The organism is Bradyrhizobium genosp. L, assembly GCF_015624485.1.
GTDB lineage: Bacteria > Pseudomonadota > Alphaproteobacteria > Rhizobiales > Xanthobacteraceae > Bradyrhizobium.
In genome coordinates this window covers 4,129,074-4,146,169 of record NZ_CP061378.1, presented here as the reverse complement: position 1 = coordinate 4,146,169, position 17,096 = coordinate 4,129,074, and the positions used below count along the sequence as shown (strand labels likewise).

Sequence of the window (17,096 nt, the reverse complement as noted above, 5' to 3'; positions counted from 1 at the left end):
CGGCGATCGCGTCGGACCTATATCGTCTCGCGCCGTCAGAAGATCGGCCCGGCACGCGCTGGGTAACGACTCGAAGGACGCGAGGAAGCCGATGTCCGACATGCTGCTGTTTTCGCCGATGACGATCCGCGGCGTCACGCTGAAGAACCGTATCGTGGTGCCGCCGATGCACCAATATTCGGCCGAAAGGGGTTTTGCGACCGACTGGCACCTGATGAATGCCGGCAAGTTCGCCGCCGGCGGTGCGGGGCTGGTGATCGTCGAATCGACCAAGGTCGAGCGGCGCGGCTGCGGCACGGTCGGCGATCTCGGCATCTGGGACGACAAGTTCATCGCGCCGCTCAGCCGGCTCGTCGGCTTCATCAAGCAGCAGAATGCGGTGGCCGGTATCCAGCTCGGCCATTCCGGCCGCAAGGCGCGGGCGAGCCGGCCGTGGGAGGGCGACCGTCCGCTGGCGCGCACGCCCGAGATCGAGGATTGGGACGCCTGGACCCCGGTGGCGCCGAGCGCGATCGCCCATAGCGAGCGCTGGCCAGTGCCGCGGGCGCTTGAAACGGATGAGGTGAAGGACCTCGTCGCGGCCTGGGGGCAGGCGGCGCGGCGGGCGCACGAGGCAGGCTTCGAGGTGCTCGAACTGCACGGCGCCCATGGCTACCTCGTGCATGAATTCCTCTCCGAGCGCTCCAATCAGCGCAGCGACGAATATGGCGGCTCCGAATCCAACCGCATGCGCTTCCTGATCGAGGTGACCGAGGCGGTGCGTGCGCACTGGCCCGATCACAAGCCCTTGTTCGTGCGGCTGTCGGTCGAGGACAATGCCGGCTGGGGGCCGGAGCAGAGCGCGCGACTGGCGAAAATCCTGAAGGGGAAGGGCGTCGACGTCATCGACTGCTCGTCGGGGGGAATCACCGAGGCGGCCCCGATCCTCGGCAAGGAGATCAAATACAGCTACCAGGTGCCGCTCTCGGAATATGTCCGCGGGCAGGCCGATATCATGACCATGGCGGTCGGCCTGATCATCCATGGTGACCAGGCCGAGCAAATCCTGCGTGATAAACAAGCAGATTTGATCGCGGTCGGCCGGGAAATCCTCAATAACCCGAACTGGCCGATGGATGCCGCACTGAAGCTCGGTGTGGAGGGCCCGTTCAGGGGCGTTCCACCGCAATTTGGCTATTGGTTGGGCACGAGGGCGAAGCGCGGATTCGGGACCCGGCCGTCGACCTGGCAGAGCGGGCTGCAGGAGGCCGGCAAAGGCGTCTAGGTCAAAGGACCACTGGACGGAATCGCATGGCGATCCCATCTCCTTGTTCGGTCATGATCTTTTCGGGTCGCCGGGAGGTTGTTTGCGGCGTTCCGTAATGGTCCGGTAAGGCTGCGGCCTTGATCCGACCAAAAAGGCATTGTGTGGTGCCCCGTCGGGGTGAGGTGGCCAGTGTTGCGAAACATTGCCGGCCGTAGCGAAAAAGGATCGCGGAAGATGCGCAAACACGTTGGGTTTTTCCTGGGGACGGTTGCGGGTGCGTGTCTCACGGTTCTCGTCACCTCGCCGCAGGGAGCGCATCTGGTCGGGATCGCCAGGGCCGCCGCGCATTCCGACAACACCTACTCGCAACTCAATCTGTTCGGCGAGGTCTTCGAAAAGGTCAAATCCGACTACGTCGAGAAGCCCGAAGACTCTAAGCTCGTCGAAGGCGCGATCAACGGCATGATCTCCTCGCTCGACCCGCATTCTCGCTACATGAACGAGAAGGGCTGGTCGGAGATGCAGGAGACCACCCATGGCGAGTTCGGCGGGCTCGGCATCGAGGTGACAATGGAAGACGGCTTCATCAAGGTGGTGGCGCCGATCGACGACACGCCGGCCTCGCGCGCCGGCGTCATGTCGGGTGACGTCATCACCACGATCGACGGCGAGTCGATCCAGGGCATGACGCTCGACCAGGCCGTCAACAAGATGAAGGGCGCGCCCAACACGTCGATCAAGCTGAAGATCGTCCGCAAGGACGCCGACAAGCCGATCGAGCTCGCGATCAACCGCGAGATCATCCGCGTCCGCCCGGTGAAGTCTCACGTCGAGGGCGGCGACATCGGCTATGTCAGGATCACCTCGTTCAACGAGCAGACCACCGAGGGCCTGCGCAAGGCGATCGGCGATATCCAGAAGGAGGTCCCGCAGGACAAGCTCGCGGGCTACGTCATCGACCTCCGCAACAATCCGGGCGGCCTGCTCGACCAGGCGGTGTCGGTGGTCTCGACCCTGATGCAGCGCGGCGAGGTGGTCTCGACCCGCGGCCGCAATCCGGAAGAAACCCAGCGCTTCACCGCCCATGGCGGCGACATGACCAAGGGCAAGCCGCTGGTCGTGCTGATCAACGGCGGCTCGGCATCGGCCTCGGAGATCGTCGCCGGAGCGCTGCACGACCACAAGCGCGCCACGTTGATCGGCACCCGTTCGTTCGGCAAGGGTTCGGTGCAGACGATCATTCCGCTCGGCACCGGCAACGGCGCGCTGGCGCTGACCACGGCGCGCTACTTCACGCCGTCGGGACATTCGATCCAGGCCCAGGGCATCAACCCCGACATCGAGATCCTTCAGGACGTGCCGGATGAGTTCAAGACCCGCTCCGAGATCGTGAGCGAGGCCAAGATGCGCGGTCATCTCGCCGCCGAGGGCGCCGAGCAGACCGGCTCGCAGTCCTACGTCCCGCCGGACGAGAAGAACGACAAGGCGCTGGCGGCTGCCCTCAATCAGCTCCGCGGCGTCACCATCAACGCCGACGCCAAGAACGCGGACGCCAAGTCGGCTGCGCAGCAGAAGCGGCCGGTGCCGAATTAGTCGCTGAGGTTTTCCTGCGTCATGGCCGGGCTTGCCTGGCCATTTTCGTCTTTGATCCAGGCTACGAAAAGCTCACGCCGCGCCGGCGACCGGTTTGCGCCGGCGGGCGCGGCCGCTGCCGGCGGGCGGGCCCTGGCGGTGCGCGGAGAGCAGTTCGCGGATCTGGCCGGCAGGCTTCGGTGGGCTGAACAGATAGCCCTGCATTTCCGAGCAGCCGAGCTCGCGCAGCAATTGCTGCTGCTGCGCTGTCTCGACCCCTTCCGCCGTCGTCGTCATGCTCCGCTCGGCGGCGATATTGACGACGGCCTCGACGATGCCGGCCGAGCCTTGCGGATCGGCGATATCGGTCACGAAGCAACGGTCGATCTTGATCTTGTCGAACGGGAAGCGCTTCAGATAGCTCAACGACGAATAGCCGGTGCCGAAATCGTCGAGCGCGATCCGCACCCCGATGGCGCGAAGCTGGTGCAGCGCTGCCAGCGCCGTTTCGTCGTCGCGGATCAACACGGCCTCGGTGATCTCGAGCTCGAGCCGGCCGGCCGACAGCCCGGACGCCGCCAGCGCCGTGATCACCTTCAAGGCCAGCGTGCCGCTGCGGAACTGGACCGGCGAGACGTTGACCGCGAGCTTGACGCGCTCGGGCCAGTTCACGGCTTCGCGGCAGGCCGTCAGCAGCACCCATTCGCCGAGCTGGTTGATCAGGCCGGTCTCCTCGGCGATCGGCACGAAGTCGGCCGGCGAAATCATGCCGCGCGCCGGATGGCGCCAGCGCACCAGCGCCTCGCAGCCGGTGATCTCGTTGGTCCGCAAGTCGAGGCAGGGCTGGTAGTAGACCTCGAGGCCGCTGCCCGCGGCGATCGCAGCCCGCAGCTCCATCTCGAGCTCGCGGCGGGCGCGGGCGTCGGCATCCATGGTCGGCTCGAAGAAGCGCGAGGTGCGCCGTCCGGCCGCCTTCGCCGCATACATAGCGAGGTCGGCATTCTTGAGGATCTGGTCGAGGTCGGTGCCGTCGGTCGGCGCGAGCGCGATGCCGATGCTGGCATCGGTGGTGAGCTGGTGGCCGAGGCACTCATACGGCGCGCGGATCGCCTCGTAGAGCCGGCCCACGAGATCGGTGATCTCCTCGCGGCTCTTCACGGCGGTCTGGACGATCGCGAATTCGTCACCGCCCAGGCGCGCGACGAAGCCGCCGTCTCGGATCAACCCGCTCAGCGACTTGGCTACGGATTTCAGCAGTTCGTCGCCGACCATGTGGCCGAGCGAGTCGTTGACGCCCTTGAACTCGTCGATGTCGATATAGAGCACCGCAAGCTGGCTGTCCGGCGTGACATGCGGCAGCTCGCGCCTGATCTCGTCGCGGAACAAAGCGCGGTTCGGCAGGTCGGTCAGCGCATCGTAGTGGGCAAGATGCGTGATGCGCTCCTCGGCGCGCCGGCGCTCGGTGACGTCCTCGTGGGTCGCGAGCCAGCCGCCGTCGGCGAGCGGCTCGTTGACGACCTGGATCGAGCGGCCGTCGGGCGTCGCGATCACCATGGTGTTGCGGCTGCCGATGTCGCGCAGCACGAGATTGACGTAGCGTTCGACGTCGCCCTTGAACGAGCCGGTGTGGTGGCGGTGCGCGATGACGTCGTGGAAGGTGCAGCCCGGCTTGATGACGTCCGCCGACAATCCGTACATCTCGATGTAGCGCTTGTTGCAGATCACCAGGCGCCGCGCGGCATCGAACAGCAGAAGCCCCTGCGTCATGTTGTTGACGGCGGTATCGAGCCGCAGCTTCTCCAGCGTCAGGCGCTGCTGCTGGGCGCGATGCTGCTGCACCAGCTTGCGCACCACGAACGTCAGGAGGATCGCGATCGCGAGCATCGACAGTCCGGTCACCGCGATCAGGATCGCGATCTGCTCGCGCCAGTTGGCGAGCGCCGCCGCCGTGGTCGTTGCCGCGACGATCACGATCGGGAAGTTGCTGAGCGCGCGCGAGGACACCACGCGGTCCTTGCCGTCGAGCGGACTGGTCAGCCGCGCGGTGGTCTGCGGCAGATCGAATACCCTCTGCTGGACGGCCGGGCCGGCGCGAAAATTCTTGCCGATCAGCTCTTCGGCATGGGGATAGCGCGCGAGCAGCGTGCCGTCGCGGTGATGCATCGCGATCGCGGCGCCTTCGCCGAGTGCCACCGTGGAGAAGAATTTCTCGAAGGTGGCCGGTTCGACGCCGCGGCCGATCACGCCGAGGAATTCGCCGTTCGGCCCGGTGACCTTGCGCACGATCACGATGGTCCAGGCCCCGGTGACGCGGCTGAAGACGGGGGCGATGAACCGCTCCGGCGAGGCGGGGTTCGACTTGAAGTCCCGGAAGTAGTCGCGGTCGGCGATGCTGGCCCGCGCAAGCGGCCAGGCGAGCGAGCTGTTGATCAGCGTGCCGTCGGCATCGAACACGTTGAGGCTGCCGACATAGGCCAGCGCGTCGATCTTGGACTTGAGCATGGCATGGATGTCGGCAGCCGACATCCGGCGCCGGTAGTTCTCGGTCGTCGCGATCCCATTGTCGCGCATGAACGCGATCAGGTCCTTCTGGACCACTTCGAGATCCTCGAGCTGCTGGTCGAAATGCCGCGCCAGCAGCAGCACGGTGTTCTCGAGCTCACGCTCGCTGTTGTGCAGGGCGCGCTCGCGGAAATTCTCCGCCATCAGGGTCGCGCCGATCGCGATCGCAGCCACCAGCAGCACGCCGCCAAGGATCAGCCAGCGGATGGGGCCGCTGCGCAGGATCGAGGTGATGTTGAACAAGGTGCTGCCGCTTGGATTCATCTGCGTATGATCGTTTCCCGGTGTTTCATCCGGAAGTAGCTTTGACGCACTGCCGGCCCGTGAAAGTCGTAACGAAACGAAATGGAGCGGCGGTTAGCGAGACTGGTTAACAAACGGTTGCCGATGTCGGCGAGGGGCGTTGCTTTACGGTGGCAAGCGGAACGAACCGCGGAAATGTTGCTGCTGCGACATCCGCACGGCCGCGCGGTTGATCGATAACAGAACGACAAGTTCCGGATTCGGAACTGCAGATTTTGCCGCGTCAGGTGCGTGACGCGGAATCCGTTGCCGGGTGCGCGATCGATGCAAGCAACGGTTTACGATCTAAGCCTATGAGGACACTCGATGTCGTCGTCGGCACGTTGTTTGCGTAGCGCGATCTATAAGTTCATCACGTGTGAGTGTGTATCCATGAAAAAGCTGCTGCGGGATTTTTGGGTCGACGAGACCGGAGCCACCGCGATCGAATACGGCTTGATCGCAACCGGCATTGCCATCGCCATCATCGCCGCCGTGAAGGGCGTGGGCACGAAGCTCTCGGGCACCTTCAATTCGATCAGCGGCTCGTTGAAGTAAGCGAACGCGCGAGGCGATTGCGCGCCCGCGCTCCGGATCCACCGATATTTCGACGAAGCGGATGCCGTCGTCACTTGCCGGCGCAGGAGGAATGTCCTGCGTCGATCTTGACGTATTGCACAAAGGTCTGCAGTGCCGGCCACATCTCCCAATAGAGGCGCTCAAGCACGGGATCGACGCGGTTGGTGTCGGGGCGGGGCAGGCCGACGATCGCAGCCATGTCGATCTCGAACGCGGTCATGTCGCCGAACGGGCGCTTGAAGTGGATGGCGGGCACCGGATAGCCGGTGCCTGCCACGATCCACATGACGTCGCTGTCCGGCCACTCGAACCGCATCTCGTGCAGAAGCAGCAGGTGCCGGCGCGTGAAATCGAACATGCCATCGGGCGCGAGGCGGGGCAGCTCGGCCATGACCGCGTTGATCCGCGCCTCCGGCAATCCGGTAAGATCGCGCCGCAGCCGCTGCTCCATCGCGGCATTGTCGAGATGGGCCAGTCGGTAGCGACCCTCCGCGAGGTCGCAATTGTGCAGGGCCCAGATCAAGAGTGCCGAGACCTCGCGATGAAACCGCGCAATCGCCGCGCGGTCATTTGAGCCGATGATCGCGCTGAGGTCGGCGGCCAAATCCGGGCTGCCATAGGGCGTCAGCGGATCGACCTCCGGACCGCCGCTTTCGATCCGCGTGTTCCAGGCAAATTGCAGCTTGCGCAAGGCCTCGATATGCTGCGGTGTCACAGACAGCGCGGGGTCGTCGGGATCGGCATAGATCCGGCGCGCGGTCTCCCACCGCGACGCGATCCACGCCGGCCAGGCAAGTGCTGCGACGATCGCAATCAGCCAGATCAGGCGGCGGCTGCGCATCGGCGTCGATCACGCACCGGCGCGATAATGCCCGGACTTGCCGCCGATCTTCTCGATCAGATGGATACCCTCGATGCGCACGCCGCGCTCGACGGCCTTGATCATGTCGTAGATCGTCAGGCACGCGACCGACACCGCGGTCAACGCCTCCATCTCGACGCCGGTCGGCCCGGTCACCTTGACGGCGGCGCGGACGATGCAGCCCGGCAGCTTGGCGTCGGTTGCGATATCGACCGTGACCTTGGCGAGTGCCAGCGGATGGCACAGCGGGATCAGCTCCGAGGTCCGCTTTGCGGCCATGATGCCAGCGATCCGCGCGGTCGCCAGCACGTCGCCCTTCTTGGCCTGACCGGAGGTGATCAGCGCCAGCGTCGCCTTGTTCATCACGACGCGGCCTTCGGCAACCGCCGTGCGTTCGGTGGCGGGTTTTTCGGAGACGTCGACCATCCGCGCCTCGCCCCTGGCGTCGATATGGGTGAGGGCGGTGCCGGATGCTCTGGCTTTGGCCTTCCGCGCCATCGCGTCAGCGCGTGCCGGTCGCGCGCGGCGCGGACTGCCGGGTCAACAGGGTCCTCGTCGCTGCCGTGACGTCCTGCTGGCGCATCAGGCTTTCGCCGACCAGGAAGGTCGATATGCCGACGCGTTCGAGGCGGGCGAGATCGTCCGACGTGAAGATGCCGCTCTCGCCGACCATCAGGCGGTCGGGCGGGATCAGCGGCGCCAGCGCCTCGCTGGTGGCGAGCGTGGTCTCGAAGGTGCGCAGATTGCGGTTGTTGACGCCGATCATCGGCGACCTAAGTTTGAGCGCACGCTCAAGCTCGGCGCGGTCATGGATCTCGATCAGCACGTCCATGCCATGCGCGAGCGCGGCGTCTTCGAGATCCTTTGCCGCGGCGTCGTCGAGCGCGGCCATGATAATCAGGATGCAGTCGGCGCCATGGGCGCGTGCCTCCGCCACCTGGTAGGTGTCGAACATGAAGTCCTTGCGCAGCACCGGCAGATCGGTGGCCGCGTGCGCGGCGACCATGAAATCGAGATGACCCTGGAACGAAGGCGCATCCGTCAGCACCGACAGGCACGCCGCGCCACCGGCCTGATAGGCTTTCGCGAGCACCGGCGGATCGAAGTCGGCGCGGATCAGGCCCTTCGAAGGCGAGGCCTTCTTCACCTCGGCGATCAGCGCGAAGTCGCCGCGTGCGTGCTTGTCCTTGATGGCGCGGACGAAGCCGCGCGGCGCCGAGGCGGCCTTCGCCTGCGCCTCGACCTCGGCGAGCGGACGCGCACGCTTGGCGCCCGCGATCTCCTCGCGCTTGTAGGCTTCGATCTTGGTCAAAATGTCGGACATGATCGCACCGCTACCCGTTGGATACAGCGACAAGGTGCTTCAGCTTTGCCGCCGCCGCACCGCTGTCGAGCGATTTTGCGCCGATCGCGACGCCTTCCTTCAGATCCTTGGCGCGGCCGGCCACGATCAGCGCGGCGGCGGCATTGAGCAGCGCGACGTCACGATAGGCGCTCGGCTTGCCGGCCAGCACGCTCGACAGCGCGATCGCATTGGCATCGGCGTCGCCGCCCTTGAGCGCCTCGCCGCCGACGCGGCCGAGACCGGCGTCCTCCGGGTTCACGTCGAACGTCCTGATCTCGCCGTTTTCCAAGGTCGCGACGAAGGTCGGGCCGGTCAGGGTGATCTCGTCGAGCCCGTCGGAGCCGTGCACGACCCAGACCTTGTCGGCGCCGAGATTCTTCAGCACCTGGGCCAGCGGCTGCACCCATTGCCGGGAGAACACGCCGACCATCTGCCGCTTGACGCCGGCCGGGTTCGACAGCGGGCCGAGCAAATTGAAGATGGTGCGGGTGGCCAGCTCGACCCGGGTCGGGCCGACATTCTTCATCGCCGGATGATGCGAGGGCGCGAACATGAAGCCGATGCCGGCCTCGCGCACGCAGCGCCCGACCTGCTCGGGGGTGAGGTCGAGCTTGACGCCGAGCGCGGCCAGCACGTCGGCGGCACCCGATTTCGACGACAGTGCGCGGTTGCCATGCTTGGCCACCGGCACGCCGGCGCCCGCCACGATGAACGAGGCGCAGGTCGAGACATTGACCGAGCCGGAGCCGTCGCCGCCGGTGCCGACGATGTCGACGGCCTCCGCTGGGGCCGAGACCCGCAGCATCTTGCCGCGCATCGCCGTGACCGCGCCGGTGATCTCCTCGACGGTCTCGCCGCGCACCCTGAGCGCCATCAGCAGGCCGCCCATCTGCGAGGGCGTGGCTTCGCCCGACATCATGGCGTCGAAGGCGGTGGCTGCCTCCTCACGCGTCAGCGTGGCGCCGGTGGCGACTTTTCCGATGATCGATTTGAGGTCGTCCATTCGCCACGCTCAATTGTTGTTTGCGCCTGTCACCTGGGCGAAGGCGGACTGGTTGACGGTCATGCCGATGTCGGCCTCGATCTTGCCGACATATTCCGCGACCTGCTCGTCGCTCAGCGAGCGCCGCACGGCCTCCTGGAGCTGCTTGACCTCGTTGGAGGCGAAGTCGACCGGGGGCACGGTCACGTCGGTGACGCGGAACACGATCCACTGGCTGCCGCCGGCGGTCGGCGTCTGCCCGTCGCTATCCTTGGCGGTACGGAACGCTGCGGTGATCGCGGCCGCCGGCACGCCTGCGACCGTCGCATCGCGGCGGAAATTGGTGGCGGCCTCGACCTTGACGCCGAGCGCCGTCGCCTCGTCGGCAAGCTTGCCGCCGGTGTCGAGCTTCTGCACGAGCTCGGTCGCCTTGGTGCGCAGCCTGGTCGAGATCTGGTCCTCGCGCCATTTCGCCTCGACCTGGTCGCGGACCTCGTCGAGGTTGCGCTCGCGCGACGGCGTGATGCCGAGCACGTCGTACCAGACCCAGCCATTGTTGAACTGGATCGGGTCGTTGTCGACGCCGATATCGCTGCCGAAGGCCTGCGAGACCACGTCGAGGCCCTGCGGAATATTGGGTGCGGGCTGGCCGTTCGGCATCCGGCCGGAGCGGTCGATCGCGTCGATCGTGACCGGTGTCAGGCCGAGTTTTTGTCCGGCTTCGACCACGCTGGTGCCGCCGCCGCGCTCGTCCTCCATCTTGTCGCGCAGCTCGGCGACCTTGTTGCGGGCGCGCTCGGTCGCGATCTCGCTCTTCACCCGCGCCGCGACGCTCTCATAGGTCGGGGTCACGCCTGGCTCGATCTTGCCGACCTTGACGAGTGCCACGCCGAAGCGGCCCTGCACCGGCTGACTGACCTCGCCGGACGGCAGCGTGAAGGCGGCATCGCCGACGGCGGGGTCGAGGATCGCCGACTTCGTCACCAGGCCGAGATTGACGTCGGAGAGATCGAGCTTGCGCTCCTTGGCGATGTCGTCGAACGACGTCCCCGCGGTGATGCGCTCGCGCGCCGCCTGTGCCTCGGCGGCGTTCGGGAACACGATCTGCGATACCTCGCGCTTCTCCGGCGTGCTGACCCGGTCTTTGCGCTCTTCGAACACTTTCCTGGCGTCCTCGTCGGAGACGGTCTCCCACTTGCCGATCGCCTCGGGCGTAATAGCGACGAAGGCGATCTTGCGGTATTCGGGGGCGCGGAACTGGGCCTTGTGGTCGTCGAAATAGGCGGCGAGCGCTTCCGGCGAGGGCGCCTCGATGGCGCCTGCCTGGGCAGCGCCCAGCGTGACATAGTCGATCGAGCGCTGCTCGTTCTGGAAGCGGGTCAGCGCCTCGATCATCGATTTCGGCGGCTCGATCCCGGCCGAGACCGTGCTCGCGATCTGGCGGCGAAGGCCGACGCGGCGCTGCTCGGCGATGTAGCGGCCTTCGGTATAGCCAGCGTTGCGGATCACGGCGGCGAAGCGCTGCGGATCAAACTGGCCATTGAGGCCGCGGAAGTTCGGGTCGTTGTAGATCGTGCGCAGCACCTCGGCGTCGGATTGGTTGAGGCCGATGCGGCGCGCTTCCTCGTCAAGGGCTGCTTCGGCCAGCGTCTGCTGCAGCACCTGGCGGTCGATGCCGAAGGCGCGGGCCTGCTCCGGCGTCAGCGGCCGGCCGAACTGGCGGCCGAGCTGCTGCAGGCGGTCGGTATAGATCTGGCGGAACTGCTCGGCCGAAATCTCCGTCCCGCCGATCTTGGCGAGCGTCGACTGGCCAAACCCCCTGAAGATGTCGGCGATGCCCCAGATGCCGAAACTGACGATCAAAACGCCCATCACCAAGGCCATAATGGTCTTGCCGAGCCAGTTTGATGAGGCTTTCCGCATTCCTCGAAGCATGGGTCCAACTTGTCTTGTAGGGAGGGGAACCGGGTCGTGCCCAAGGCGAGGCTGAATGTCTCGCGGTAGGGCGTCACCGAATTGAAAACGCTTATAAAGTGGCCGAGAGCCCCCCGCAACCTTGAGGCTGCGGGGTGGATTGAAGCGATTATTCGCCGCGCGGCCTGCGCGAAGCCGCTCTCTGGAAGTTGAAGCCGAGCTCTGCTAGCGCAGGGATCAGCTTGATCGATGGGAATCTTGACATGACCGATGCCATCCGGCCCCTGATCGCCGGCAACTGGAAAATGAACGGCTTGACCGCCTCGACGGCCGAGTTCGAGGCGATGCTGGCGGGGGCGGGCGCTGTGTCGGCCAAGGCCGATCTCCTGGTCTGTCCGCCCGCAACCCTGGTCGGCGCCTTCGCCGCCAAGGCGCGCGGCGGCAAGGTCGCGGTCGGTGCCCAGGATTGCCACCCCAAGGCGTCGGGCGCTCATACCGGTGATTTGTCGGCGGAAATGTTCAGGGATCTGGGTGCCGTCGCCATCATCGTCGGTCATTCCGAGCGCCGCGCCGACCATGGCGAGACCGACGCGCTGGTGCGGCAGAAGGCGGAAGCTGCCTGGCGCGCTGGGCTCGTCGCGATCGTCTGCATCGGGGAGACGCGCGAGCAGCGTGATGCCGGCAAGACGCTGGATCTCTGCGGCGGGCAGCTCAAGGGCTCGCTGCCGGACGGCTCGACCGCAGCCAATCTGGTGGTGGCCTATGAGCCAGTCTGGGCGATCGGCACCGGTCTCACGCCCACGACGAAAGATGTCGAGGAAGTTCATGCCTTTATCCGAGGTCAGCTCACCGAACGCTTCAAGGACCAGGGAAACCGGATCCGCATCCTCTATGGCGGCTCGGTGAAGCCGTCGAACGCGGCCGAGCTGATGGCGGTGGCCAATGTCAACGGCGCGCTGGTCGGCGGCGCCAGCCTGAAGGCGTCGGATTTCCTGGCGATCGCGGCGGGCTGCTAGGCCGTGGCCACTCCATCCCCGTCATTGCGAGGAGCGTTAGCGACGAAGCAATCCATCTATCTCCGGGCGGGGAGATGGATTGCTTCGCTTCGCTCGCAATGACAGACAACTAGGCCGTCGCCGTCGCCCCAATCCGCTTCCAATAGATCAACGTGCCGGTAAGGCCGCCGTGCGGCTTCAGCGCGTAGTCCGGGATGATGCCGGTGAACTGGAAGCCGCATCGCTCGTAAAGCTTCGCGGCTCCGTCTTCCTCCGCGGTGTCGAGCACCAGCAGCGTGCGGCCGTGTGCGATCGCGAGCTGCTCGGCAGTTCGCATCAGGGACGTCGCCACGCCACGATGGCGATGCGCCACGCGCGTCATCATTTTGGCGATCTCCGCCCGGTGCGGCTGGTTTGGCGGCAGCTTGAGCAGCAGCGTGACGGTGCCGATCAATTCGTCGTCCCCGAAGGCGCCGAGTACGATGCGCTCGCCGCGCGCGGCTGATGCCAGCGAATCACGCCAAAAGGCCTGTGCGTCATCCGGCGCCAGCGGATGCATGAAGCTGACTGAGCCGCCGCTGGCGACGGTCTCGACCAACAGCTCGCTGAGCGAGTCGCGAATCTCTGGCCGGTCGTCGAGCGGTTTGATGGCGAAAGGCGGCATCGATCAGCTCCGCGCCAGGGCGACAACGTAGGTGCAGCCGGCGTTGGTCTCGTTTGAGAAAGTGGTCTCCGCCGGCGGACCGAAGCCGAGGCAATCGCCGGGGCCAAGCGGGTGGCGCGTGGTGCCCTCGGTGATGACAAGGCTGCCGGTCAAGACCCAGACCAGCTGGCGGATATGGGCATAGGAGGAGGCAGGCAGGGTGACGGCCTGCTTCGGCGGCAGCTCGACCCGCACCAGCTCGACGGGATGATCGGGACGGCTGAACACCTGGCGGCGCAGATAGCCGGTTTCGGGGTCGCGCCAGACCGGTTGCCTTGTCGCACGCGACAGCCGCTCGCCTTCGCCCTCGGCGCGCAGCATCAAGCCGGCGAGGGTGAGATCGAAGGCGCCGGCAAGGCGTACCAACACCACGGCTGTCGGGCTGACCTCGGCACGCTCGATCTTGCTGATCGTGGCCTTGGAGACGCCGGAACGTTCGGCGAGCTCAGCCAGCGACCAGCCCCGGCCATCACGCTCCAGCTTGATGCGCTGTGCGAGGCGCTGGCTGAGATCGTCTATCAAAGTATCCATTCGTCGATTATTATGGATTTTGGCCTGCCGATCAAGCCGCCGGCAGCGGTCTGTTCACAGCGCTTGCCATCGCAGGGCTTGCGACTATCTCGGGGGTGACAATGCCCGGTCCAATCGTGTAACAGGGCGCGACTTCATGAAAACCCGCGAGAAGCCGATAGCGCCGTTTGTCAGGCCGCTTCCGGGCTTGTGACGGAAGGCTTGCAATGCAGACAGTTGTTATCGTCATCCACCTCATGATCGTCACCGTTCTGATCGGCTCCGTGCTGCTGCAGAAGTCCGAAGGCGGCGGCCTGGGCATGGGGGGCGGCGCCGGGTTCATGTCGAGCCGCGGCACCGCCAATCTGCTGACGCGGACGACGGCGGTGCTGGCCGCGGGCTTCTTCCTGACCAGCCTGTTCCTGTCCTGGTACGCCGGCTACAATCGCCAGCCGACCTCGATCATCGGCGCCCCGGCGCAGACCCAGCCGGCCGGCGGCGCGCCGATCACCGCGCCGACCTCAGGCGGCATCCTCGATTCCCTGAAGAAGTCCGACCAGCAGCAGGGCCAGCAGGCTCCCGCGGCCCCGTCGGGCCCGCAGGCGCCGCAGTCGCAATAAAGCAGGGTGGCCATGCAGGATGCGACGCTGGCATCCTGCATCCAAAGCCCCCATTAATGCTCTGAAATCGCTGTCAATTTAACGTCACCCACAGCCCGGTGAATTGTTTTGCCGGGAACAGGCGATTCGTTTTGCGAATCGCAGGAAGCGGATTAAAGGTTAAGTCCCATGGCGCGGTACATCTTCATCACCGGCGGCGTGGTCTCATCGCTCGGAAAGGGTTTGGCATCGGCGGCACTTGGTGCGCTGTTGCAGGCTCGCGGGTACAAGGTCCGTCTCCGCAAGCTCGACCCTTATCTCAACCTCGATCCAGGCACGATGTCGCCGTATCAGCACGGCGAAGTGTTCGTGACCGACGACGGCGCCGAGACCGATCTCGATCTCGGCCATTATGAGCGCTTCACCGGGCGTCCGGCCACCAAAGCCGACAACATCACGACCGGGCGCATCTATCAGGACATCATCTCCAAGGAACGCCGCGGCGATTATCTCGGCGCCACCATCCAGGTGGTCCCGCACGTCACCAACGCGATCAAGGAGTTCGTACTCTCGGGCAACGAGGAGTACGATTTCGTGCTGGTCGAGATCGGCGGCACCGTCGGCGACATCGAGGGCCTGCCGTTCTTCGAGGCGATCCGCCAGCTCAAGAATGAGCTGCCGCGCGATCACGCCGTCTACATTCACCTGACGCTTCTGCCGTACATTCCAAGTGCCGGCGAACTCAAGACAAAGCCGACGCAGCACTCGGTGAAGGAGCTGCGCTCGATCGGCATCCAGCCGGACATCCTGTTGTGCCGCACCGACCGCGAAATCCCCAAGGAGGAGCGGCGCAAGCTCGGCCTGTTCTGCAACGTGCGCGAAAGCGCCGTGATCGAGGCGCGCGACGTCGACAACATCTACGCGGTGCCCGAGGCCTATCATGCCGCCGGCCTCGACGACGAGGTGCTGGCCGCGTTCGGCATCGCGCCCAAGATTCCACCGGCGCTGGCGAGCTGGAACGTGATCAACGAGCGCGTCCGCAATCCGGAAGGCGCGGTGACGATCGCGATCGTCGGCAAATACACCGGGATGAAGGACGCCTACAAATCGCTGATCGAGGCGCTGTCGCACGGCGGCATCGCCAACAAGGTGAAGGTCAACCTCGACTGGATCGAGAGCGAGGTGTTCGAGAACGAGGACCCGGCGCCGTTCCTTGAGCATGTCAACGGCATCCTGGTGCCCGGCGGCTTCGGCCAGCGCGGCGCCGAAGGCAAGATCAAGGCGGCGCAGTTCGCGCGCGAGCGCGACGTGCCGTATTTCGGCATCTGCTTCGGCATGCAGATGGCGGTGATCGAGGCCGCGCGAAATCTCGTCGGCATCGAGAACGCCAACTCGACCGAGTTCGGGCCGACCAAGGAGCCCTTGGTCGGCCTGATGACCGAATGGCTGCGCGGCAATGAGCTGGAGAAGCGTTCGCAGAGCGGCGATCTCGGCGGCACGATGCGGCTCGGGGCCTATCCCGCGGCGTTGAACCGCGGCAGCCGCGTCTCGCAGGTTTATGGCGACGCGACCGAGATCTCGGAGCGGCACCGCCACCGCTACGAGGTCAACACCGCCTACAAGGACCGGCTCGAACAGCACGGCCTGCGCTTCTCCGGCATGTCGCCCGACGGCGTGCTGCCGGAGATCGTCGAGTATGAGGACCATCCCTGGTTCATCGGCGTCCAGTTCCACCCCGAGCTGAAGTCGCGGCCGTTTGAGCCGCATCCGCTGTTCGCGTCGTTCATCCAGGCGGCGGCGAAGCAGAGCCGGCTGGTGTAGCGTCCTCGAGCGCAGCGGCGCGCCGTCTCATTTCGGCGGCGCTGGCGTGGCTTCGACGGATTGGGTCGCTGCGTGGTCGGCAACCGGCGCGGCTTGAGCCGTTGGCAGGTTTTTCTGGTCCTCCAGATTCGCATACGGCACCCAGCCCGCGATCTTTCCCGAGCTGATCTGGCACCATTGTTCGTGATCGGTGAGGGGCGCTTCCTGGCAGACGTGCTTGACCACGTCGGGAGTGCCGGCGGCAAGCGCGCCGGTCGGCTCGCCCTTGGGGCCGGGATCGCGGCGCACCACGAGGCCGCCGGGATCGGTGCTCCCCTTGACCCGCGCCAGCCGGGACGTGCGCAGGGCGAGGTAGTTGGCGAAGGCCCACCCCGACAGGCACTTGTAGCGGACCTGGCACCAGGCGTTCATGCACGTCCCGACATCGATTCCAGTGCCCGTCGTGGGGATGACACCGATCGACGTCTGGTTCGGTCCGACCCGAATGTTGAGGCCGCCGTCGCTGTCGCCGAGATGGACGCCGGCGACCACGTAATCGCCTGCGACCGGCGCGCAGGTTGCCTCGGCTGAGAGGTCACCTGACGATTTGTCGCTGACCGACGGCAGCGACGGGCCCTGACCCGCGACGCGTGTCTTCAGATAGTTCTTGAGCCGCTCTCCGGCCTGCTCCTCCGAGATCACGCCGATCTCGACCAGGAACGCAAGGTTGCCCGCGGCCCTGTCGGGACTGTTGGTCTTGACCACTTCGAGGATCACCGCGGATTGCGCCTTCTCGTGCTCCAGCGCGTACATCTGCCGCCCGTTCATATAGCTGACGACGCCATTGCCGAGCGCTGCGATGGCGGCAGTCCAGACCGCGATCAGGATGGGACTCAATTTCGAGCCCTTCTCGGCGCCGTCGGATTTTGACACGTCCGCGCCTTCGCCATTGGCTTGGACTCGACCTGCATCGGTTTCGGAACCGTGCTCATCTGATGGCGCGGACGATGCCGGAGACGCTGGATGATCCATCGGAGCACCCCAAATTCAGGAATGAAATGAAATAAACGTTCAATAGAAGCATATTCGATCGGCCAGCTGAGATTGTAAAGGGGCCTTGGCCACTGCACAGCATGTGTGTGCAT

The 17,096-nt window shown here is 65.6% G+C and carries 15 protein-coding genes; 6 read left to right on the top strand and 9 right to left on the bottom strand.

Annotated features, from left to right (window positions below; all coding sequences use genetic code 11):
• Positions 1 to 91: 91 nt before the first annotated feature.
• Both IC762_RS19555 and IC762_RS19550 read left to right on the top strand, forming a co-directional pair.
• Complete coding sequence (locus tag IC762_RS19555; protein ID WP_195783897.1) at positions 92 to 1,264, top strand: NADH:flavin oxidoreductase/NADH oxidase; 1,173 nt, start codon at positions 92 to 94, stop codon at positions 1,262 to 1,264.
• 216 nt (positions 1,265 to 1,480) lie between these two features.
• Positions 1,481 to 2,839, top strand: coding sequence for a S41 family peptidase (locus tag IC762_RS19550; protein WP_195783896.1), 1,359 nt, complete (start codon positions 1,481 to 1,483; stop codon positions 2,837 to 2,839).
• A gap of 72 nt (positions 2,840 to 2,911) precedes the next feature.
• Here the strand turns inward: IC762_RS19550 and IC762_RS19545 are convergent, their stop codons facing one another.
• On the bottom strand, positions 2,912 to 5,644 hold the full coding sequence (locus IC762_RS19545) for a bifunctional diguanylate cyclase/phosphodiesterase (protein WP_195783895.1): 2,733 nt from the start codon (positions 5,642 to 5,644) through the stop codon (positions 2,912 to 2,914).
• A 411-nt stretch (positions 5,645 to 6,055) separates the two neighbouring features.
• Between IC762_RS19545 and IC762_RS19540 the strand changes: the two genes are divergently transcribed.
• Entirely contained in the window at positions 6,056 to 6,220 is a 165-nt protein-coding gene (locus IC762_RS19540) for a Flp family type IVb pilin (protein ID WP_195783894.1), read from the top strand.
• 70 nt (positions 6,221 to 6,290) lie between these two features.
• Here the strand turns inward: IC762_RS19540 and IC762_RS19535 are convergent, their stop codons facing one another.
• From IC762_RS19535 to IC762_RS19515, 5 genes are read right to left on the bottom strand one after another with little or no spacing between them, the layout of a single operon-like run.
• On the bottom strand, positions 6,291 to 7,082 hold the full coding sequence (locus tag IC762_RS19535; RefSeq protein ID WP_195783893.1) for a hypothetical protein: 792 nt from the start codon (positions 7,080 to 7,082) through the stop codon (positions 6,291 to 6,293).
• A 9-nt stretch (positions 7,083 to 7,091) separates the two neighbouring features.
• The gene (moaC, locus tag IC762_RS19530) at positions 7,092 to 7,601 is read right to left on the bottom strand and encodes a cyclic pyranopterin monophosphate synthase MoaC (RefSeq protein WP_195783892.1); all 510 of its coding nucleotides are present in this window, start codon (positions 7,599 to 7,601) and stop codon (positions 7,092 to 7,094) included.
• A gap of 4 nt (positions 7,602 to 7,605) precedes the next feature.
• Entirely contained in the window at positions 7,606 to 8,427 is an 822-nt protein-coding gene (trpC, locus tag IC762_RS19525) for an indole-3-glycerol phosphate synthase TrpC (RefSeq protein WP_195783891.1), read from the bottom strand.
• Between the two features lie 10 nt (positions 8,428 to 8,437).
• A complete protein-coding gene (gene trpD, locus IC762_RS19520; RefSeq protein WP_195783890.1) occupies positions 8,438 to 9,451 on the bottom strand; it encodes an anthranilate phosphoribosyltransferase in 1,014 nt (337 codons plus the stop codon).
• A 9-nt stretch (positions 9,452 to 9,460) separates the two neighbouring features.
• Positions 9,461 to 11,365 (bottom strand): peptidylprolyl isomerase, encoded by a 1,905-nt coding sequence (locus IC762_RS19515; protein ID WP_195783889.1) that lies wholly within the window; start codon positions 11,363 to 11,365, stop codon positions 9,461 to 9,463.
• 242 nt (positions 11,366 to 11,607) lie between these two features.
• Between IC762_RS19515 and tpiA the strand changes: the two genes are divergently transcribed.
• On the top strand, positions 11,608 to 12,360 hold the full coding sequence (gene tpiA, locus IC762_RS19510) for a triose-phosphate isomerase (RefSeq protein ID WP_195783888.1): 753 nt from the start codon (positions 11,608 to 11,610) through the stop codon (positions 12,358 to 12,360).
• 109 nt (positions 12,361 to 12,469) lie between these two features.
• Here the strand turns inward: tpiA and IC762_RS19505 are convergent, their stop codons facing one another.
• On the bottom strand, positions 12,470 to 13,003 hold the full coding sequence (locus IC762_RS19505) for a GNAT family N-acetyltransferase (protein ID WP_195783887.1): 534 nt from the start codon (positions 13,001 to 13,003) through the stop codon (positions 12,470 to 12,472).
• A gap of 3 nt (positions 13,004 to 13,006) precedes the next feature.
• Entirely contained in the window at positions 13,007 to 13,573 is a 567-nt protein-coding gene (locus IC762_RS19500) for a helix-turn-helix domain-containing protein (RefSeq protein ID WP_195783886.1), read from the bottom strand.
• 206 nt (positions 13,574 to 13,779) lie between these two features.
• Here IC762_RS19500 and secG point away from each other — a divergent pair, with 206 nt between their 5' ends.
• Positions 13,780 to 14,172, top strand: a complete 393-nt coding sequence (gene secG, locus IC762_RS19495; protein WP_195783885.1) for a preprotein translocase subunit SecG — start codon at positions 13,780 to 13,782, stop codon at positions 14,170 to 14,172.
• Positions 14,173 to 14,340: 168 nt separating this feature from the next.
• Positions 14,341 to 15,972, top strand: a complete 1,632-nt coding sequence (locus tag IC762_RS19490) for a CTP synthase (protein WP_195783884.1) — start codon at positions 14,341 to 14,343, stop codon at positions 15,970 to 15,972.
• A 27-nt stretch (positions 15,973 to 15,999) separates the two neighbouring features.
• Here the strand turns inward: IC762_RS19490 and IC762_RS19485 are convergent, their stop codons facing one another.
• Positions 16,000 to 16,884 carry a hypothetical protein gene (locus tag IC762_RS19485; RefSeq protein ID WP_195783883.1) on the bottom strand — a complete coding sequence of 295 codons (885 nt, stop codon included), beginning with the start codon at positions 16,882 to 16,884 and terminating at the stop codon, positions 16,000 to 16,002.
• Positions 16,885 to 17,096 lie beyond the last annotated feature (212 nt).